This window comes from Clostridium estertheticum (assembly GCF_018861295.1).
Classification (GTDB): domain Bacteria; phylum Bacillota; class Clostridia; order Clostridiales; family Clostridiaceae; genus Clostridium_AD; species Clostridium_AD estertheticum_D.
The window spans coordinates 32,260-50,760 of the sequence record NZ_JAHLDM010000016.1; the positions used below are offsets into that span (position 1 = coordinate 32,260).

Genomic DNA, 18,501 nt, shown 5'->3' on the forward strand with positions numbered 1-18,501 from the left:
ATATTCTGATTTTTTATTTAGTTACAGAAAGGAAGTAATGTATACAATGGATAAAACACAATCAAATTTATGGACCAAGAATTTTATTATTCTTTCCGTAATAAATTTTTTACAAATTTTAGTATACTTTTTATTAAATTCTACAATAGCATCTTATACAATAGAGAAGTTTAGTGCTTCAACTGGTCAGGCTGGACTTGCAGCTGGAATATTTATTATTGGATCATTAGTAGGACGTGTTTTAATTGGTAGAATTGGTTATTCAAGAAAAATTATGGTTTCTGGACTGATTCTCTTCATTCTAAGTTCTTTGTTATATTTTTTAAATTTTGGTCTCGACTTTCTAATTATAAGCCGTTTTTTTAATGGTATTACACTTGGAATAGTAACAACTATAGTAAGTACCATTGTTGCAGTTATTTTACCACTAGATAGAAGAGGTGAGGGTATAAGTTATTTCGCAGTCAGTACAGCGCTTGCTACTGGAGTTGGTCCATTTATTGGACTTTATTTAACTCAAAATTCAAATTTCAGCACCGTTTTTAAATTTACACTTGTATTAGGTATAGTAAGTTTAATAATTGGATTATTTGTTACCTTTTCAAGTAGTGGTCAAAAGAAAGTTAAAAATTCATCATCTAAAATTACTGATTTTATAGAGCCTAAGGCACTTCCTATTTCTATCATAACTTTAACAATGACATTTTGTTTTTCTGGTGTTATTTCATATATAAATTTATATTCAAAACAAATATCATTACTTGCAACTGCTAGCTATTTCTTTGCAATTTATACAATATTTGTTTTAATATCAAGACCGTTTGCTGGACGTATGCTTGATAAAAAAGGCCCAGACTTTATAATGTATCCATCTTTTATTTTATATGCATGTGGTTTGATTTTTTTAAGTATTACTACAAATGGTTTTACTTTGTTATTGTCTGCAGCTTTAATAGCACTTGGATTTGGAAATATTTCTTCAACAGCACAAGCATTAGCAATCAAAGGTGCTGAATCCGAACGATTAGGAGTGGCTACTGCTACATATTTAATATTCTATGATATGGGTTCTGGAGTTGGGCCATCTATATTAGGTTTGATTATTCCATCAATTGGATATAAAAATATGTACTTATTATTAGCTGCGATTGTGCTGATAATCACTCTCGTATATTATTTGCTAATAAGTAGAAAAAAGAAATTAAGACAATATATTAAATTCGCTGATTGAATATAAGTATGGTTGTATAAAGATATCTAAGAATATTCTAGAAAGTTTTCGAAAGTGTTTCCTGTTGAATGAATCTAGGCGTTTCAGGGATATGTAATGTATTTTTATTCTCATAATCATATTTATGACAATAAAAATAAGGTAAAGGAATTACAGTTACAGATTTTAGATTACAGAGTTCTATCAGCCAGGATTCCAAGATGCCCTCAGTGTGGAAGATAAATGGTATCCATAGTACTTGGCGTTGGAGATATGACACAGAGTATTATCAAATTTCCATACTTGGAAATGACGCAATACTGTGCTAATGTACGCTTGATAAGTATCAATTAGAAAAAAATTTAGAAAAATCCCCCTGTCGCTGAACTGACAGGGGGATTTAAATTCTGATACATTTACTGAAGGTTGGTTTTTAACTACGAAAATAAATTCAAAAAAAAGTTGCACTTTCGATTTGATTTTATATTATTATGAATTTGGTTGTATAAGTTTTTGAATTATTTTTTGAGCCTGATACCATTCTGAATTTTTGTTCCATCCAAGGGATTTATTCACTGCAAAGCTTCCATTAAGCATGTATAAAAAGAGTTTATCTGCTTCCCACTCGGATACGTGATAGATATTCATAATTTCCGGAATTTTCTTCTCACGTGCTCTTCGGTATAGTTTTTCCAATATATAATGAGACATTGTCTTATCAAGAAATAAAATCCGATATTTCGGATTGCTTGCAGCACGCTGGCAGACTGGAAGTAATGCATCTGGATCATACGAGTCTGAAGTTTCATTGGCTGAATCATCAGAATTAACTAAGCTGGTGTTTATCGTCGAAGATATGGGAGATGGGGAAAATCCAGAGTCCAATTCAGTCAGTCTTAGCGCTTCGTCTAACAACTCATTTAATACAGCATCAATATTATTATAGTGCAGATAAAAAGTAGTTCTCGTTATCTCTGATTGCTTGCAAAGTGCTGTTACACTGATTTTTTCATAGGAAGAATGATTTAATAATGCAAGGAGTGAATCTTTAATTACATTTTTTGTGTAAATTGTACGACGATCGGTTTTTCTTTTTGCCATAATTATATCCATTCCTTTCAAAAAAAATATGAAAGTTCTATACATATTTCATATAGGTGTTTAGAACTGTTCATGTTATTAGTATGATGTCAAAGACTTCTGAGATTATTTACATTATAATTATTCCTATACAATATGTCAATAATTTAAGGAGATACAAAAATGGATAAAAAAGAGATAGAACAATTTTTAAAACAGATCGACGAGGCAGATGCGATTCTCGTTGGTGCAGCATCAGGAATGAGTGCGGCAGCAGGACACAGGCATTATTATAAGCGTGATGAGGTTTTTATCAGGGAATACAGTGAGTACGAGAAAAAATATGGGTTTCACTGTACATTTGATGGATTTTATTATCGCTACAAAAATGAAAGAAAGAGATGGGCTTTTATAGCACATAATAATCAGGTAATTATCAATTCACCTGCAGGACAGCCATATTATGATTTGCAGACACTGTTGAAAGATAAAACTTTCTTTGTACTGACAACAAACCAAGACACCATGTTTAACCAGATTTTGCCGGAAGAGAAGATAGCAGCAATTCAGGGAGACGATCGGTTTGTACAGTGTGGAAGACCCTGCTGTGATGAACTATGGGATGCTGTAGAACTTACCAAAAAAATGGATGCGATGATTGATGAAAATCTTGAGATACCTGAAGATATGGTTCCAAGATGTCCGCATTGTGGAGCTGTAATGGAACCATGGGTAAGAGGATATAACTTTTTGGAAGGAACCAGATACAAAAAAGAACATGAGAAGTGGCAACAATTTGTAGTGGAGCATCAGAATGAGAAAATTCTTTTTCTGGAACTGGGAGTTGGAAGAATGACACCAATGTTTATTCAGGAACCGTTTTGGAACTTTACCTATAATATACCGAAAGCGTTCTATATAAATATCAATCCGAAGGATGCATTGCTGCCAAAGGAGTTAAAAAATAAAGGTATGGCAATACACGAAAATATTGCAGAGGTACTAAAGGAAGCTGTGAAAATGAAAAATAATATGTAAAAGAGATGATAGAGATTTATACAAGAGTTTTTTCCATATATAGAAAGTGAGTGAAATAGAATGAGCTTTTATGAAGATTTAGTAATGAAAACACAGACGAAAAATTATTCAAGAAATTATGGACTTTATGCTTCTGGAGGAATCGCAGTAAAGATGAGTAAAAAGAAAGCTTTACCATATGAGAATCAGATAGAAGAATTTGTAAAAAAGGTAAAGGAAGCGGAATGCATTGTAGTTGGTGGTGCGTCCGGTTTATCTGCGGCGAGTGGTGGAGATTTTTATTATGATGATACGCCATCCTACAGGGAGTATTTTGGAAAATTTGCAGAAAAGTATGGATTTAAGGGCGCTTTCGCAGGTATGATGCATCAGTTTTCCACAAGAGAAGAACATTGGGGATATCTGGCAACCTTTTTATATACCACCGTACATGCACCTATTAGAAAGTCGTACAATGATTTGGATGAAATCATTAAGGGTAAGGATTTTCATATTTTGACAACGAATCAGGATACACGGTTTGTAAAACTCTATAAAGAGGAAATAGTAAGTGAGATTCAGGGAGATCATAGTTTCTTTCAATGCAGCAGAAAATGCTGTGATGAGACTTGGGATGCAGTAAAACCGGTAGAGGATATGATTGATTCCATGGGAGAAGGTACTAAGGTTGCAACAGAGCTGATTCCACACTGTCCTCACTGTGGTGCAGAAATGTTTCCATGGGTACGAGGCTATGGCAATTTCTTGCAGGGAAAGAAATATGAAGAGCAGTATCAGAAAATATCGGACTATATTCAAAAAAATAAAGACAAAAAGATATTGTTTATTGAATTAGGGGTAGGACGCATGACACCGATGTTTATTCAGGAGCCATTTTGGGAATTGACAGAAAGTCTAAGAGATGCATATTACATTGCTGTCAATGATAAGTATGATTTAATTCCAGAGAAAATTGAAGATAATGGGATGGTTATTATTGGAAGTATAGCGGATGTATTGGAAGCTGTAAAAAAAGACTGCAGGGAGTATAAAAAAAGTTAAAATGAAGAGGTGTATTTATGAATCAATATGAAATAATAGCAAAGAAAATACAAGAGGCAGATGCAATTTTAATTGGTGCAGGCAATGGATTTTCTATTTGTGAAGGATTTAATATATTTGCAGGCAATCAGACTTTTCATGATTTATTTCCGGATTTTATTAAAAAGTATGGTTTTTGTAATGTTCTTGATGGGGGCTTTTTTCAGTACCCCACTGAAGAAGAAAAATGGACTTATTCAAGTAGGTTAATCTGGAATTATAGTGGTAATTATCATGGAAAAAATTTGGTTGTATTAGAACTTGGAATTGGCTGGAGAAATCAGATGATAAAGGCACCTCTTATGAATCTTGTTAAGCAAGAACCAAATGCAACATATATAACAGTTAATAAGGGTGAAATCTATATTACGGAAGATATCGCAGATAAGTCTTTTGGATTAGATGGAGATATGACAGAAATTTTAGCTTTATTAAAGGAAAAAAATGGAACGATAAAATGTTAGTTAAAGAAAATAATAATATTGAGATACTTATGGATAAAATTAATAGTGCAGATGCAATTGTTATAGGTGGTGGCTCGGGATTATCCAGTGCAGCAGGATATAACTATTATCACAGTAAACAAATTATTGAAAATAACTTTAAAGAGTTTGGAAAAAAATATGGCTTTAAGAGTTTATTTGATGCCTACTATTACTTATATTCAACTAATGAAGAACGATGGGGGTTCTTTAGCAAAAGCATAAAATTTATGTATGAAGCAAATCCGGGTCAACCATATCTTGATTTATATGAAATTTTAAAAAACAAGCCTTATTTTATTTTAACTACAAATATTGATATGCAATTTTCTAAGGTTTTTCCAGAAGATAAAATTTGTATGTTCCAAGGGGATTTTAGCTATTTTCAATGTAGTCAGCCTTGTCATGATAAGATTTATAAAAATAATGATATCATTGATAAAATGATTGGAAATTTGATTGATACTAAGGTTTCTTCAGATTTGATTCCTAGGTGCCCCAAATGCGGAAGAATTATGATGCCATGGGTACGAGATTATGAATTCTTAGAAGGTGATTACTGGAATGGAATAGTAAGTAACTACCAAAATTTTTTAAAAAAATACCTTGAGGAGGAAAATAAAAAAGTCCTCTTCTTAGAACTAGGGGTTGGTGATATGACACCTAGTATTATCCAGCTGCCGTTTTGGAAAATGACTGCTAGTTATCCAAATACATTTTATATCAGCATCAACCTAAAGAAAACCAGTGCCCCTAAACATCTTCAAGGAAGAGCTATGGCAATTTCAGAGGATATAGCTAGTGTGCTTGGTGCTTTGAGACTAAAAATGCAATATAAGTGATTTTGGTAAAATGTTTGAAGTGTTTCGGAATTAGTATTATAAGAAATAATAAAGCTTCTATAAATATAAGGTTATAAGGATGTAAAAATGTTTTTAAAAAAAGTTTTAGACAATCCTATATGTCATCCAGTTAAAGATCACTATAAAAGTGGTATGAATTTATGAAAAAAATGTTGAGTTCTCATTTAAGGATAGTGAAATGCATACAAAACACCATTGTGCCAGAGTGCTATTATTAGCACTAGTAATAGCACATAAAATGGAGCTAAGTGATGAAGAAATTGGTATACTAAGTATGGCCGCTGTTTTTCATGATTCACGCAGTCTTGATGACTGGCTTGATACTGGGCATGGAAAGAGAGCGGCAGAGTATTATAAAGAAAGCTATTCTAAATATGGTATTTCAGTGCTTGCCTTAAAATCTTCTACTAATACCATCCATTATTCCTCAATCATATGCTTTCCTGTAAAAAATACATTTACTTTTCCAATATTTACAATATAAAATATCAAGGTGCTATAAATCACACCTTGATATTTTATATTAATATCTTTTAAAAATTCAGTTCAAAAGTATACTAACTATGTAGTAATTGAATATTGCTAACTAAAATATATTACTTATTTTCTGGGAATAAATAGCTCAAAGTTATATCTATTAAAGATGCCGCTTTATGATTTTGATATTTTCCTAACATATAATCTTTATATTCTTGTGCTTTTTCTTTGTTAGTCTCATTCTTACTATTTAAATTCTTTAGACAATCATCTGCATCTTTAATATATTGTATTACTTCTGAAAAAACTTCATTATTAGCTGGAGTACCATGCCCTCCTAATACTAATTCATAATTGTTGTCCTTTAATTCTTCTAAAGTTTTAATCCAATTAGCTCTATCCTTTTCATTCTGAGCTAAGAAAATATGACAGCCACTATAAACTAGATCTTGAGCTATTAAAACCTTGTCCCTTGGTATTTCTAACATGCTAATTGTTTCTCCTTCTGTTCCAACAACTTTTTTAACTACCATCTCTACTCCGTCAATAGTAAGATTTCCTTCTTCAAGAATGTGAGTAGGTACTGTCTTCATTAGCGGAACAAGCGGCCCTGATTGATTAAAGAATTGATAATTATTAATTATTGTATCTCCTAACTGTTCTATTTCATCCTTTACTTCTTTTAATGCATAAATTTTTGTATCTTTGAATAATTCGCTTCCAAACCAGTGATCAGGATGATTATGAGATATAATTAATCGTTCAATTGGCTTATTTAAACTATCTATGTATTCTCTTGCTTTACTTGCATCTGGAAGAAGAAATTGTGCGTCAATTATTATAAGGTTATTTTTTGTCTCAATAATTTGAGTATTAACTAGTCCAGACTCCTCAGGTGATGTAAATGTGTGAATTGAATAATCTTTAAATTTATTAATCATATTAAATACTCCTTTATCTAATTATTTAGTTTCCCTTGAATTTATTTTTATAATATACTAAGTTTAAATTACTTTCCTTATTTAATTACTTGAATTTTATCCATTCAATCGCACCACCCTATAAATATATTTTCAAATTTTCATGTAGCAATATTACCACGAGGTATACTACTATATAAAATATTACTATATGGTAGTATTATGTGTCAATAGCTATTTAATAAATAAATTTTAAAAATCCATTTTCTTAAAAAGCTATGGTTAGTATTTAAAATATAAATGGTTATTGTTATAGTTATTAGCCTTGACACACTTGATACTATATAGTAATATCCTACATAAGAGTTTGTTAATCGAACATTCAGCAAAACTAATAGAAGAAAAGTTTTTATTGTTTTAACAGAAAAAGCTAAAAAATTCCAAAAAAAATATCATAAAGTATCCTCACAAATGAATGAAATTTATTATGAAGGTTTCAGTGATGATGAAATACTACAATTTGAAAATTATTTATCAAGGATACTAAAGAACTTAAATCAAAAAGAAGAGGAGTAAAACTATGCAGATTTGGGATATAGGAAAACTTATTAAAAATTTGAATCCTGTAAGTGGATGCACGGTAGGCTGTAATTATTGCTATGCGAGAGGTATCAACAAGCGTTTTAAGATAACACCTGATTTTTCTGTTCCTCAGTTAATGGAAAAACGCTTTAGAAGAATTGCTACTAAGACACCAAATACTTATTTAATGACAAGTATGAGTGATTTTTCAGATTGGAAAACTGAATGGATAACAAAAGTTTTTGATATTATGAGTGAAAATCCTCAGCATGTTTATCTATTTCTAACAAAGCGCCCAGAATCTATTAAATTTGAAACCAATTTTAATAATGTATGGATGGGCGTAACAATAACAGCTGAATGCGACAAAAGCAGAATTCAATCTTTGCGTGAAAATATAAAAGCCAAAAATTATTTTCTTACCTTTGAACCATTGTTTAGTGAGCTTGGCATTCTTGATTTAGATGGAATAGGCTGGGTTGTAATTGGAACTGAAACTGGTAGACGAAAAGGAAAAATTAATGCTGAAAAGACATGGGTTTTAAATATTGCTAAACAAGCTAAAGCAAAAAATATTCCCGTTTTTATGAAAGGATATCTTGAGGACATCGTAGGTGAAGAAAATATGATTCAAGAACTGCCAAAAGACTTTCGCAAACAAATCAAGGGTCGAGCGTTGCATTGATAATGGACCAATGGAAGGTTTTTGGGGAATCTTAAAAACGGAGATGTATTATCTTTATAAATTTGAAGACTATGAAAGCTTAAAAAAAGCTACTGAGAACTATATAGACTATTATAATAATAGACGTTATCAGAAACATTTAAAGTGCATGACACCAATAGAATATCAGCAATATCTATTAGGTAATGCAGCATAAACAAAGCGCCTACCAAATGATAGACGCCTTACTTGAAATCTTTAATTATTTCCACTGTCTAATTGACAGTGGCTACAATTGTAGTTACTACCCCAATACTAAATCCATTTATTAATCTGACTATAGTTAGAAACATAAGTCCATAAAATTGTTTTAAAATAAGTTACTATTTGTCTGTTGGATATGATATTTCAAACATAGTATCGATTGTTTGGTGTAGCAGATTTGCTTTTTCATTAATGATAGTTTAGAGATTCAAGTTTGTAAAATATTATATTATTCTTGTTATAAACACAATAAAGGGAAAGTCAGATACAACATGTTTTGGTAACCGACTTTCCCAGTTATTTTAATAAATTTTTCTTTATAGATTTTAATAAGAATTCTTTTTTACAATTAAAGCTCTTGTAGCATTTAATACAGCTATAATCATAACACCTACATCAGCAAAAATTGCAAACCACATATTAGCAATTCCAATTGCTCCAAGTGCAAGTACAACAATTTTTACGCCAATTGCAAGTACAATATTTTGACGTACAATACCAAGAGTTTTCCTAGAAATTCTCATAGCAAGCGATATCTTTGAAGGATCATCATCCATCAGTACAATATCCGCAGCTTCTATCGCTGCATCTGAACCAAGTCCTCCCATTGCAATACCTAAATCTGCTCTGGAAAGTACAGGCGCGTCATTTATACCATCACCTACAAATGCAAGTTTTTCCTTTTGACCTTTTTTCTCAAGAAGGTCTTCTACTTGAGTAACTTTGTCTGCTGGAAGAAGTTCACTTCTTACTTCATCTATTCCAAGTTCTTTTCCAACCGAATCAGCTACTTTTTTAGCATCACCTGTTAACATTATAGTTTTCTTAACACCTAATTTTTTCAATTCTTTGATTGCCATCTTTGAATTTTCTTTTATAACATCTGCGATTAAAATATAACCAGCATATTTGCCATCAATAGCAACATGAACAACGGTACCAACTTTATCTGGCTCTTTATATGAAAGTTTTAACTTTTTCATAAGTTTTGCATTTCCGGCGGCAACTTCTTTACCATCAACCTTTGCTATAACACCATATCCACCAATTTCTTCTACATCAGACACTCTGGCTGAATCTAACTCTTTACCATAAGCTGTCTTTAAACTCTTGCTGATAGGATGATTAGAATAACTTTCTGCATAAGCTGCAGATTCTAATAGTAAATCTTTAGAAATCTTGATAGGTTTTATATCAGTTACTTCAAACACGCCTTTTGTAAGAGTTCCTGTTTTATCGAATACAACATACTTTGTTTCTGCTAAAGCTTCAAGGTAATTAGAACCCTTTATCAATATACCTCGTTTAGAGGCTCCGCCTATACCACCAAAGAAGCTAAGTGGTATTGATATAACTAAAGCACATGGACAACTAATGACAAGGAATGTTAATGCTCTTGTAATCCAATCTATCCACATAGGTTCTATTCCTAAAGCAAACATTCTTACAACTGGAGGGACAATAGCTAATATTAACGCCGCTGCACATATAATTGGAGTGTAGTATTTTGCAAATCTTGTAATAAAGTCTTCTGATTTAGATTTCTTCATGCTTGAATTTTCTACTAGGTCTAGAATTTTTGATACAGTAGACTCTCCAAACTCTTTAGTAGTTTTTATTTTAAGAAGACCAGATAAGTTTATGCATCCACTTATAACTTCGTCTCCAACACCTGCTTCTCTTGGTAAGCTTTCACCTGTCAAAGCACTAGTATTTAAAGAAGATGTTCCTTCTGTAATTACACCATCAATTGGAACTTTTTCACCTGGTTGTACAACAATTATTGTTCCTACAGTAACTTCATCCGGATCTACTTGTTCAAGTTTTCCATTCTTTTCAACATTAGCATAATCCGGACGTATATCCATTAAAGCTGCAATGTTTTTACGGCTTTTTCCTACAGCATAACTTTGGAATAATTCTCCGATTTGATAGAACAACATAACCGCAACACCTTCTGAGTATTCGCCAAGAGCCATTGCTCCCACTGTTGCTACAGCCATTAAAAAGTTCTCATCAAATATTTTACCATTAAAAATACCTAAAACTGCTTTTCTTAATATATCATATCCTATAATTAGATAACATATTAAATATAGGATTATTTGAGGCGTTCCTGTTACAGGAATAACATAATCCAATGCTACCATTAAAATTGATGCAACAATTATACGCCATAACATGATAGTTTGTTTTTTATTCATTATTATATCCTCCCTTTAAATAAATCTTCTATTTTACAAATATATTACAATCAGGTTCTACTTTTTTACATGCCTTTATAACCGAATCCATTGTAATATTAACATCAGCTCCATCTTCAAATTCTACAATCATTTTTTGTGTCATAAATCCTATTTGAGCATCTTTAATTCCAGTTGTATTTTTTGCTGCTTCCTCCATTTTTAATGCGCATGCTGCACAGTCAACTTCAACTTTATAATTTTTTTTTCATTTTTAATTCCTACCTTTCATTAATACTTTTTTGAGTTATTTCACTAATTTCTATTTTTGCATAGAGAGTTTAATCCGCATAAATATAACCATTTGTTATACAATATTTTTTTTATTTTACATATATTTCGCAGTCGGGTTCTACCTTTTTACATGCTCTTACAACTGCATCCATTGTCGCGTTTACATCAGTACCATCTTCAAATTCTACAGTCATTTTTTGTGTCATAAATCCTATTTGAGCATCTTTAATTCCATTTGTTTTTTTTGTTGCTTCCTCCATTTTTAATACGCATGCTGCACAGTCAACTTCAACTTTATAATTTTTTTTCATTTTTAATTCCTACCTTTCATTATTTTTTAGATTTTCTGTCCATAATTATTTTCTGTTAATAACTAGGTCTATCAGTAATTGGTTAGTAACGAATGAACAATTAAAATTAGAAAATTAAATAAATATTTTAAACAGAAATTTATAATGATTAAGTATGTTTACTTATAATGTTATTGAATTTGATAAACATATTAAATAATAAAATAAGATTATAAATAATCACTTGTTTTCTCCGCGGAAATGCTTTCAAATTTAATATTCCATTCACACCTTAAATTATAAATATTCACACGCCATATGAACATTTAAACATACGTTTAATTAAAAGTCAAGAGAGTTTCTATTTTTAGTACATTAAATTGACTTATTTAGAGCTGGCAACCCTAAATATATAGGAAAATAGAAATCTAATTGGAATTTTTATTGTTACGATTGATATATTTCACTTGACAGATTAAGTGATAATGTTTATCATTCAATTAAATAATTGTTTAATTGTTTAATTGTTTAAATGTTTAATTGTTCATGTTGTGTAATGCTGTTTTATAGATAAAATAGAAAAACACATCATATTACAACTAAAACAAATTAATAGGAAGGAGCATTATATTATGAATTTAAGTGAAGGTAAGATTGGAAGTAGATATTCTATTGAAAATATTTCACTTCCAGTAAAATTGGAAAAGAGACTTCAAGCAATTGGAATGACAATAGGGACAAAGATTTTAGTTTTAAATAATAAAATTAGTGGATCTATAATAATCAAAGTAAGAGGAACACGTTTTGCGCTAGGCATAAACATTTCGAAAAAAATTAGAGTGAGGTGAGAATATATGAAAAAAGATTTAACTATTGGTTTTATTGGAAACCCCAATTGCGGAAAGACTACATTATTTAATGCATATACTGGTGCTAATCTAAAAGTGGCTAATTGGCCTGGGGTAACAGTTGAAAAAGTTGAAGGAGCCATTCGAGATCATGATTTAAATATTCGTTTGGTAGACTTACCTGGTACATACAGCCTTACTTCTTATACTATGGAGGAACAAGTTTCCCGTCAATTTATATTAAGCGATGAAGTTGATGTCATTGTCGATGTAGTTGATGCTTCTTCATTGGAAAGAAATATGTATTTGACGCTGCAACTTTTAGAGATTGGTAAGCCTGTTGTAATAGCTCTCAATATGATGGATATTGTGGAAAAGAGAGGAATGGAAATTGATCTTCATAGGCTTGCTGAAATGTTAGGCGTTCCCGTAATTCCAGTTTCTGCCCGCAAACGTACAGGACTTGATATTCTACTTCATGCTACAGCACATCATAGGGATTGTACAGATTCAGACTGTTTAATTCATAATCATAAATTTATTTCTAAGCATAAGCATGATCATCATTCAGAATACGCAATGGTGTACAGTGATTCAATTGAAGATAAAACTGACTTAATAATTGATGAATTAAAGAATAATTATCCTAATTTAACTAATTATAGATGGGATGCTATTAAGTTATTGGAGAATGATAGCGAGATTATAAAAAAGTATTCAGTTCATTTACCTAAAGTTTTGGATCGGAATTATGAATCTGATATTATAAATGAAAAATATGATTTTATTAAAGAAGTAATTGATGAGACCATTATAAACAAGAGCGGTCAAGAGGTTATAACAGATAAGGTGGATAAAATTTTAACTCATCATATATTTGGAATGCCAATTTTTATAGGGATTATGGGACTTGTATTCCTTTTGACCTTTACTGTAGGAGATTGGTTAAAAGGATATTTTGAAATGGGGATTGAAGAATTTTCTAATATTGTTAGTCAAGGGCTGCAGTTAGCTCATGTTAATGAGATGATTTCATCTTTAGTGATCAAGGGCATTATTGCAGGTGTAGGTGGTATTTTAACATTTTTACCTAACATTGCAATTTTATTCTTTGCCCTGGCATTATTAGAAGATAGTGGTTATATGTCTCGTGTAGCTTATGTTATGGATGGAATTATGAGCAAGCTTGGTCTTTCTGGACGAGCATTCATTCCAATGATTTTAGGATTTGGGTGTACGGTTCCTGCTATTATGGCTTCTCGTGTACTGGAAAACAAGCGTGACCGTTTCAAAGTAATGCTAATTACTCCATTTATGAGTTGTAATGCTAGGCTGCCAATATATATATTATTTTCAAGCATGTTTTTTAAGGGAAAAGCTGTACTAGTAGCTTATTCTATGTATTTAATTGGTTTGGTAATAGCAATTCTTGTGGCGGCGGTAATTCATATAATAGACAAAAAGAATGGTTTCAATGATTTACTTATTGAATTACCTGAATATAAAGCACCGAGTATACAAACAGTTCTTCTTTATGTATGGGATAAAGTTAAAGGTTATTTATCAAAGGCAGGTACAATAATTTTCTTATCTTCCATTATAATTTGGTGTCTTTTTAACTTTGGATCAAATGGTTATACAACAGAAATGGAAAATAGTTTTGCAGCCATGTTGGGAAAAATATTAATACCATTTTTTGCTCCATTAGGTCTTGGCTTTTGGCAGATTATTGTTGCTTTAATTGCAGGTATATCAGCAAAAGAAGTAGTAGTATCTAGTTGTGCAGTGCTATTTAGCATACCAAATATAAATTCACCTGCAGGTATGGGTACTTTAAATGGAATTTTAAATGGAGTAGGTTTTGGTCCTACTAATGCTTTTGCTTTTATGGTGTTTTCTTTACTATACATTCCATGTATAGGAGCATTAGCAGCTATTAGGAAAGAATCTGAAAGTACCAGATGGATGCTTTTTACTGCATTATTTCAGCTTTCTGTAGCTTGGGTTGTAACATTTTGTATTTATCAAATAAGTATTTTGATATAGGAAAGGGGAAAATAAGATGGTTTTAACTGTAATTATTGTTTTTATTATAGCAATTGGTATGATAGGGGCTGTCAATAGGATTATTAAGGATAGAAAAAAAGGAAAGAGCTGTAGTGGAAGTTGCAGCGGGTGTATTGAAAAAAGTTACTGTAGCAAGTAAAATAGTTAGGTAATAGTTTTATTAGTTAATACATACTAAATTTTAGGAGGAAAATAAAATGTCTTTAGTACATAAATTTAAACAAGGGGAAAATTATTTTGTTTTAGATGTAAATACAGGGGCTGTTCATGTAGTTGATGAATTAGTTTATGATATATTAGATGATGATAAATTGAAAAATAAAAACGAAATAATAGCCAAGCTTAATGGGAAGTATGATGAAGAAGAACTTTCAGAAGCATATGATGAAATAGAAAAATTGGTAGGGGAGGGAATTCTTTATTCAAAGGATCAGTATGAAGAAATAGCTAATGGTTCGATGGAAGATAGAGATTATATTAAAGCTATTTGCTTAAATGTAATCCATGGCTGCAATCTAAGATGCAAGTATTGTTTTGCTGATGAAGGTGAATATCATGGTCATGGTGGAGTAATGAGTATTGATACAGCTAAAAAAGCAATAGACTACGTTATAAAGAGAAGTGGACCTAGAAAGAACATAGAAATTGATTTATTTGGCGGGGAGCCAACTTTAATAATGGATATTAATAAAGAAATAATTAAATATGCAAGAGATAATGAAAAAAAATGGGGAAAAAACATCAGATTTACTATGACTACTAATGCTACTCTTTTAACTCCAGAAATGATGGATTATATGGATAAAGAAATGGGAAATATAATTCTATCTTTAGATGGTAGAAAAGAAGTTCATGATAAAGTTAGAATTAAAGTTGACAAAAGTGGTTCGTATGATGATATAGTTCCTAAAATTAAGGAAATGATTAAAAAAAGAACTAAGGGGAAAACTTATTATGTAAGAGGAACATTTACAAGGGAAAATACTGATTTTTATGAAGATGTAATGTCGCTGGTCAATGAAGGTTTTAGAGAATTATCTTTAGAACCAGTTGTCCTGGAAGATGGACAACCACTTGCAATTAGAGAGGAAGATCTTAAAGCAATATTTGAAAATTACGATAAGTTGTATGAAGAAATGACAAGAAGAAAAAGAGAAGGAAAAGATGAATTTAATTTCTATCATTTTAATATAGATCTTCAAGGTGGACCATGTGTTTATAAGAGAATTTCAGGCTGTGGAGCAGGATTTGAATATGTAGCAATAACTCCACAAGGAGAAGTATATCCATGTCACCAATTTGTAGGAAAAGAAGAATTTAAATTGGGAAGTATTTATGAAGACACTTTTGATAAGTCTTTAGCTAAGAAATTTAAGAAAGCTCATATTTACAATAAACCAAAGTGTAGAGAATGTTGGGCAAAATTTTACTGCAGTGGTGGATGTCAGGCGAATAATTTCAATTTTAATGGTGATATGAATATTCCTTATGAAATTGGATGCAAAATGCAAAAGAAAAGGATTGAGTGTGCAATTGCATTAAAAGCTATAGAAAATTGATAAACATTATTAATAAGTATAAATTATGGTTATAACTCTTAAAAGAGACATCATCAAAAAACAGGACTACACTGTTCTTTGATGATGCCTCTTTAAGGGCTATTCTTATATACTTTGTTTGCTTATATTTGTATCATAATCGCCAGAAAAAATACTAATAATCTAGAGTTTAGTTCCAATTTTTTCGCCTAATGCAACCTTACATTCAAAACCTAATTTGGATTGTTCACAAATATCATCATCTATTTTTACGCAATCTTTCTTAAAAAATAATATTGTTGTAGAGCCTCCAAATTTAAAATATCCCTTTTCATTACCTTTATTTACTCTTATATTAGGTGAATAAGTTTGGATTATTGAACCAACACAAGTGGCACCAACTTCGATATACAATATATCATTGAAGTTATCAGATTTAAATAGTGACCATTCTCTTTTGTTTTCACAAAAAAGCTTTGGGATAGTCTTTAGAGCTATTGGATTTACAGAATAATAATGCCCATTAATAAAATGACTTTCACAAGGAACACCTGAATCTACAAAATGAAACCTATGGTAATCAGTAGGAGCTAGTCTTAGGATAAGACATGTTCCATTTTGATAATTATTTGCGATGTCATCTTTATTGATTAATTTCTTTAAACTATATGTCAATCCTTTGATTTGAATTATATTCTCTAAATCGATATTTTCATATGCAATAAGTCTCCCATCTCCAGGAGCGATTAAAATATTTTTATCTTTATTAATTGGTCGAGACTCAAGAGTTAATTCTCTAGTGAAAAAGTCATTGAAAGAAGTAAATTCATTAATCCCTTTTTTAGTGATAGTCATATCAATACTAAATTTGTCAACAAAGGGTTCAATTTTATTAGCGCTTAATTTAGTATCACAAAACCTACCATATAGTTTAGAAAACAATCTTTTCTTAATAATAAGTTCAGTAATATTTTTGCCAATAGGAGAACCATATATCCATTCAAGATATCCTTTTCCTGCAACAAGCTCTTCTTCATAAGATTTATTAGTTCTATCATATACTTTTATCATAAATTTTACTGGCCATAACTTAAACATGTATTAATTAGGATTTAATGAATTATACATGATAATATTATGGCACGTGACCTCCTTTATTAAAATTAAATTTATATATACCAATAATTGAGTTTTCTAATTTGAAATTTTATGTTACTAATATATTTTTTAATCATATTCTTAATTATAGCATAATCTAATTTGCAAATGTCAATTAAAGAAACACATTGTGAGGTTAAACCCAAATTGCGTGTTTCTAATTGAAGCGTTGCTCAACCACTTTTGTATATTCATCTTGTTTTAAATTGTACACCTAAATAATATAATGCTAAAATATATAAGGATACGAATTATGATAAATCAATATGTGTCAATGCTTTATGCGAGTTACTCTGGAATTATTGTAAACTTGAAATATAAATACATATTAATTAAATATAGATTAAAAACATAAATTAATGTAATTATACGATACTAAGAATGAGTGAGCTATCAATAGAAAATTAAAGAACATAGAAGAAGGAGATATATTAAAATGAAAGAAATAATTTAGATAAAATACAGTAAATGGATAATTATTTTATAGCAGTAGATTTGGTTAAATATTTAGTATTATTAAACATAGGAGGATTACATGAAACAATACTATAGAATAGGTGAAATATCTGAAACTTATGGAATAGGAAAAGATTCATTAATGTATTATGAAAAACTTGGAATAATAAGACCCAATAGAGGTGAAAATGGTTATAGATTATATAATATAAAAGATGTATGGAAATTAAATTTAATTAAAGAACTTAGAAATTTTGATATTTCGATGAAAAGAATCAAAGAATATTTAGAAGATAGAAGTATAGAAACGACAAAACAAATATTACAAGAAGAGGTTAAATTAATAGATGATAGAATCCAACAATTAACAAATAATAAGGATAATATTATTAGAAGATTAAAATCAATAGATGATATAATTTCTGATATAGAATTAAATAAAATACAAGTTAGACATATTAAATTGAGAAAAGCGTTAAAATTAAATGCAGGTATATCTAATGAAGGTGAAGCAGAATGTATCATTAAAAGGCTTCAAAAACAATATGAAGATAAGATTTATATATTAGGAAATGGCAATATTGGAGTTGTATACGATGAGGAAAAATTAAATAAAATTGGAGATATGAAATATAAAGCAGCCTTTTGTTTAGTAGATTATGATGATGTTAATTATAATATGATATTAGATGAAGGAGATTATGTTAATATTGTTTATAAAGGAACTTTCGATGAAGATATGAAACACATACAAAATATGATGAAGTATATAGAAGAAAATAAATATAAAGTAGTAGGAAATATGATAAAAATATGTAAAATAAATATACATGAAACTGCAATAAAAGAAGAACATATTACTGAAATTCAAATACCAGTGCGCAAAATTAATAATTTTAAAGAGTAATTGAAATAAACTATAAATATTAAAATTACTTGACCTTGGTATTATACCATAGTGTATATTCTTGTTATTAGACCGGTACTAGATATTAAGGTCTAATTGA

General features: G+C 30.3%; 18 protein-coding genes and 1 pseudogene. 13 read left to right on the forward strand and 6 right to left on the reverse strand.

Annotation, left to right across the window (positions count from 1 at the left end; all coding sequences use genetic code 11):
* The first annotated feature begins 46 nt into the window (after window positions 1–46).
* On the forward strand, window positions 47–1,231 hold the full coding sequence (locus KPL54_RS15505) for an MFS transporter (protein ID WP_216107419.1): 1,185 nt from the start codon (window positions 47–49) through the stop codon (window positions 1,229–1,231).
* 468 nt (window positions 1,232–1,699) lie between these two features.
* Here KPL54_RS15505 and KPL54_RS15510 read toward each other — a convergent pair whose 3' ends face one another.
* Complete coding sequence (locus KPL54_RS15510) at window positions 1,700–2,311, reverse strand: TetR/AcrR family transcriptional regulator (RefSeq protein ID WP_216107420.1); 612 nt, start codon at window positions 2,309–2,311, stop codon at window positions 1,700–1,702.
* A gap of 162 nt (window positions 2,312–2,473) precedes the next feature.
* Here KPL54_RS15510 and KPL54_RS15515 point away from each other — a divergent pair, with 162 nt between their 5' ends.
* From KPL54_RS15515 to KPL54_RS15535, 5 genes are all read left to right on the forward strand, one after another.
* Window positions 2,474–3,328, forward strand: coding sequence for an NAD-dependent protein deacetylase (locus KPL54_RS15515; protein WP_216107421.1), 855 nt, complete (start codon window positions 2,474–2,476; stop codon window positions 3,326–3,328).
* A 60-nt stretch (window positions 3,329–3,388) separates the two neighbouring features.
* The gene (locus tag KPL54_RS15520) at window positions 3,389–4,369 is read left to right on the forward strand and encodes an NAD-dependent protein deacetylase (RefSeq protein WP_216107422.1); all 981 of its coding nucleotides are present in this window, start codon (window positions 3,389–3,391) and stop codon (window positions 4,367–4,369) included.
* 17 nt (window positions 4,370–4,386) lie between these two features.
* Entirely contained in the window at window positions 4,387–4,872 is a 486-nt protein-coding gene (locus KPL54_RS15525; protein WP_216107423.1) for a hypothetical protein, read from the forward strand.
* Window positions 4,866–5,732: an NAD-dependent protein deacetylase, SIR2 family gene (locus tag KPL54_RS15530; protein WP_216107424.1), complete on the forward strand. Its 867-nt coding sequence runs from the start codon at window positions 4,866–4,868 to the stop codon at window positions 5,730–5,732. Before KPL54_RS15525 ends, KPL54_RS15530 begins: the two co-directional genes overlap by 7 nt.
* Window positions 5,733–5,931: 199 nt before the next feature.
* Window positions 5,932–6,237, forward strand: a complete 306-nt coding sequence (locus KPL54_RS15535) for a hypothetical protein (protein ID WP_216107425.1) — start codon at window positions 5,932–5,934, stop codon at window positions 6,235–6,237.
* A gap of 112 nt (window positions 6,238–6,349) precedes the next feature.
* Here the strand turns inward: KPL54_RS15535 and KPL54_RS15540 are convergent, their stop codons facing one another.
* Window positions 6,350–7,171, reverse strand: a complete 822-nt coding sequence (locus KPL54_RS15540) for an MBL fold metallo-hydrolase (RefSeq protein ID WP_216107426.1) — start codon at window positions 7,169–7,171, stop codon at window positions 6,350–6,352.
* A gap of 559 nt (window positions 7,172–7,730) precedes the next feature.
* Between KPL54_RS15540 and KPL54_RS15545 the strand changes: the two genes are divergently transcribed.
* Together KPL54_RS15545 and KPL54_RS15550 are read left to right on the forward strand one after the other, a co-directional pair.
* Entirely contained in the window at window positions 7,731–8,417 is a 687-nt protein-coding gene (locus tag KPL54_RS15545) for a DUF5131 family protein (RefSeq protein WP_216107427.1), read from the forward strand.
* A gap of 10 nt (window positions 8,418–8,427) precedes the next feature.
* Window positions 8,428–8,613 carry an IS3 family transposase gene (locus KPL54_RS15550; RefSeq protein ID WP_216107428.1) on the forward strand — a complete coding sequence of 62 codons (186 nt, stop codon included), beginning with the start codon at window positions 8,428–8,430 and terminating at the stop codon, window positions 8,611–8,613.
* A gap of 373 nt (window positions 8,614–8,986) precedes the next feature.
* Here KPL54_RS15550 and KPL54_RS15555 read toward each other — a convergent pair whose 3' ends face one another.
* The 3 genes and pseudogenes from KPL54_RS15555 to KPL54_RS15565 all read right to left on the reverse strand — a co-directional run bounded on the left by KPL54_RS15555 (window position 8,987) and on the right by KPL54_RS15565 (window position 11,448).
* Complete coding sequence (locus KPL54_RS15555; RefSeq protein ID WP_216107429.1) at window positions 8,987–10,864, reverse strand: heavy metal translocating P-type ATPase; 1,878 nt, start codon at window positions 10,862–10,864, stop codon at window positions 8,987–8,989.
* Window positions 10,865–10,892: 28 nt separating this feature from the next.
* Window positions 10,893–11,111, reverse strand: a pseudogene (locus tag KPL54_RS15560) (cation transporter); the annotation flags it as partial.
* Between the two features lie 115 nt (window positions 11,112–11,226).
* Entirely contained in the window at window positions 11,227–11,448 is a 222-nt protein-coding gene (locus KPL54_RS15565; RefSeq protein WP_216107431.1) for a cation transporter, read from the reverse strand.
* Window positions 11,449–12,059: 611 nt separating this feature from the next.
* Here KPL54_RS15565 and KPL54_RS15570 point away from each other — a divergent pair.
* From KPL54_RS15570 to scfB, 4 genes are read left to right on the forward strand one after another with little or no spacing between them, the layout of a single operon-like run.
* On the forward strand, window positions 12,060–12,275 hold the full coding sequence (locus KPL54_RS15570; RefSeq protein ID WP_216107432.1) for a FeoA family protein: 216 nt from the start codon (window positions 12,060–12,062) through the stop codon (window positions 12,273–12,275).
* A 6-nt stretch (window positions 12,276–12,281) separates the two neighbouring features.
* On the forward strand, window positions 12,282–14,321 hold the full coding sequence (gene feoB, locus KPL54_RS15575; protein ID WP_216107433.1) for a ferrous iron transport protein B: 2,040 nt from the start codon (window positions 12,282–12,284) through the stop codon (window positions 14,319–14,321).
* 16 nt (window positions 14,322–14,337) lie between these two features.
* Window positions 14,338–14,481: a FeoB-associated Cys-rich membrane protein gene (locus tag KPL54_RS15580; RefSeq protein ID WP_216107434.1), complete on the forward strand. Its 144-nt coding sequence runs from the start codon at window positions 14,338–14,340 to the stop codon at window positions 14,479–14,481.
* Window positions 14,482–14,539: 58 nt separating this feature from the next.
* Window positions 14,540–15,901 carry a thioether cross-link-forming SCIFF peptide maturase gene (gene scfB / locus KPL54_RS15585; RefSeq protein WP_216107435.1) on the forward strand — a complete coding sequence of 454 codons (1,362 nt, stop codon included), beginning with the start codon at window positions 14,540–14,542 and terminating at the stop codon, window positions 15,899–15,901.
* A gap of 162 nt (window positions 15,902–16,063) precedes the next feature.
* Here the strand turns inward: scfB and KPL54_RS15590 are convergent, their stop codons facing one another.
* Window positions 16,064–16,951, reverse strand: a complete 888-nt coding sequence (locus tag KPL54_RS15590) for a phosphatidylserine decarboxylase (RefSeq protein ID WP_216102007.1) — start codon at window positions 16,949–16,951, stop codon at window positions 16,064–16,066.
* Window positions 16,952–17,573: 622 nt separating this feature from the next.
* Here KPL54_RS15590 and KPL54_RS15595 point away from each other — a divergent pair.
* The gene (locus tag KPL54_RS15595) at window positions 17,574–18,401 is read left to right on the forward strand and encodes a MerR family transcriptional regulator (RefSeq protein ID WP_071613682.1); all 828 of its coding nucleotides are present in this window, start codon (window positions 17,574–17,576) and stop codon (window positions 18,399–18,401) included.
* Window positions 18,402–18,501 lie beyond the last annotated feature (100 nt).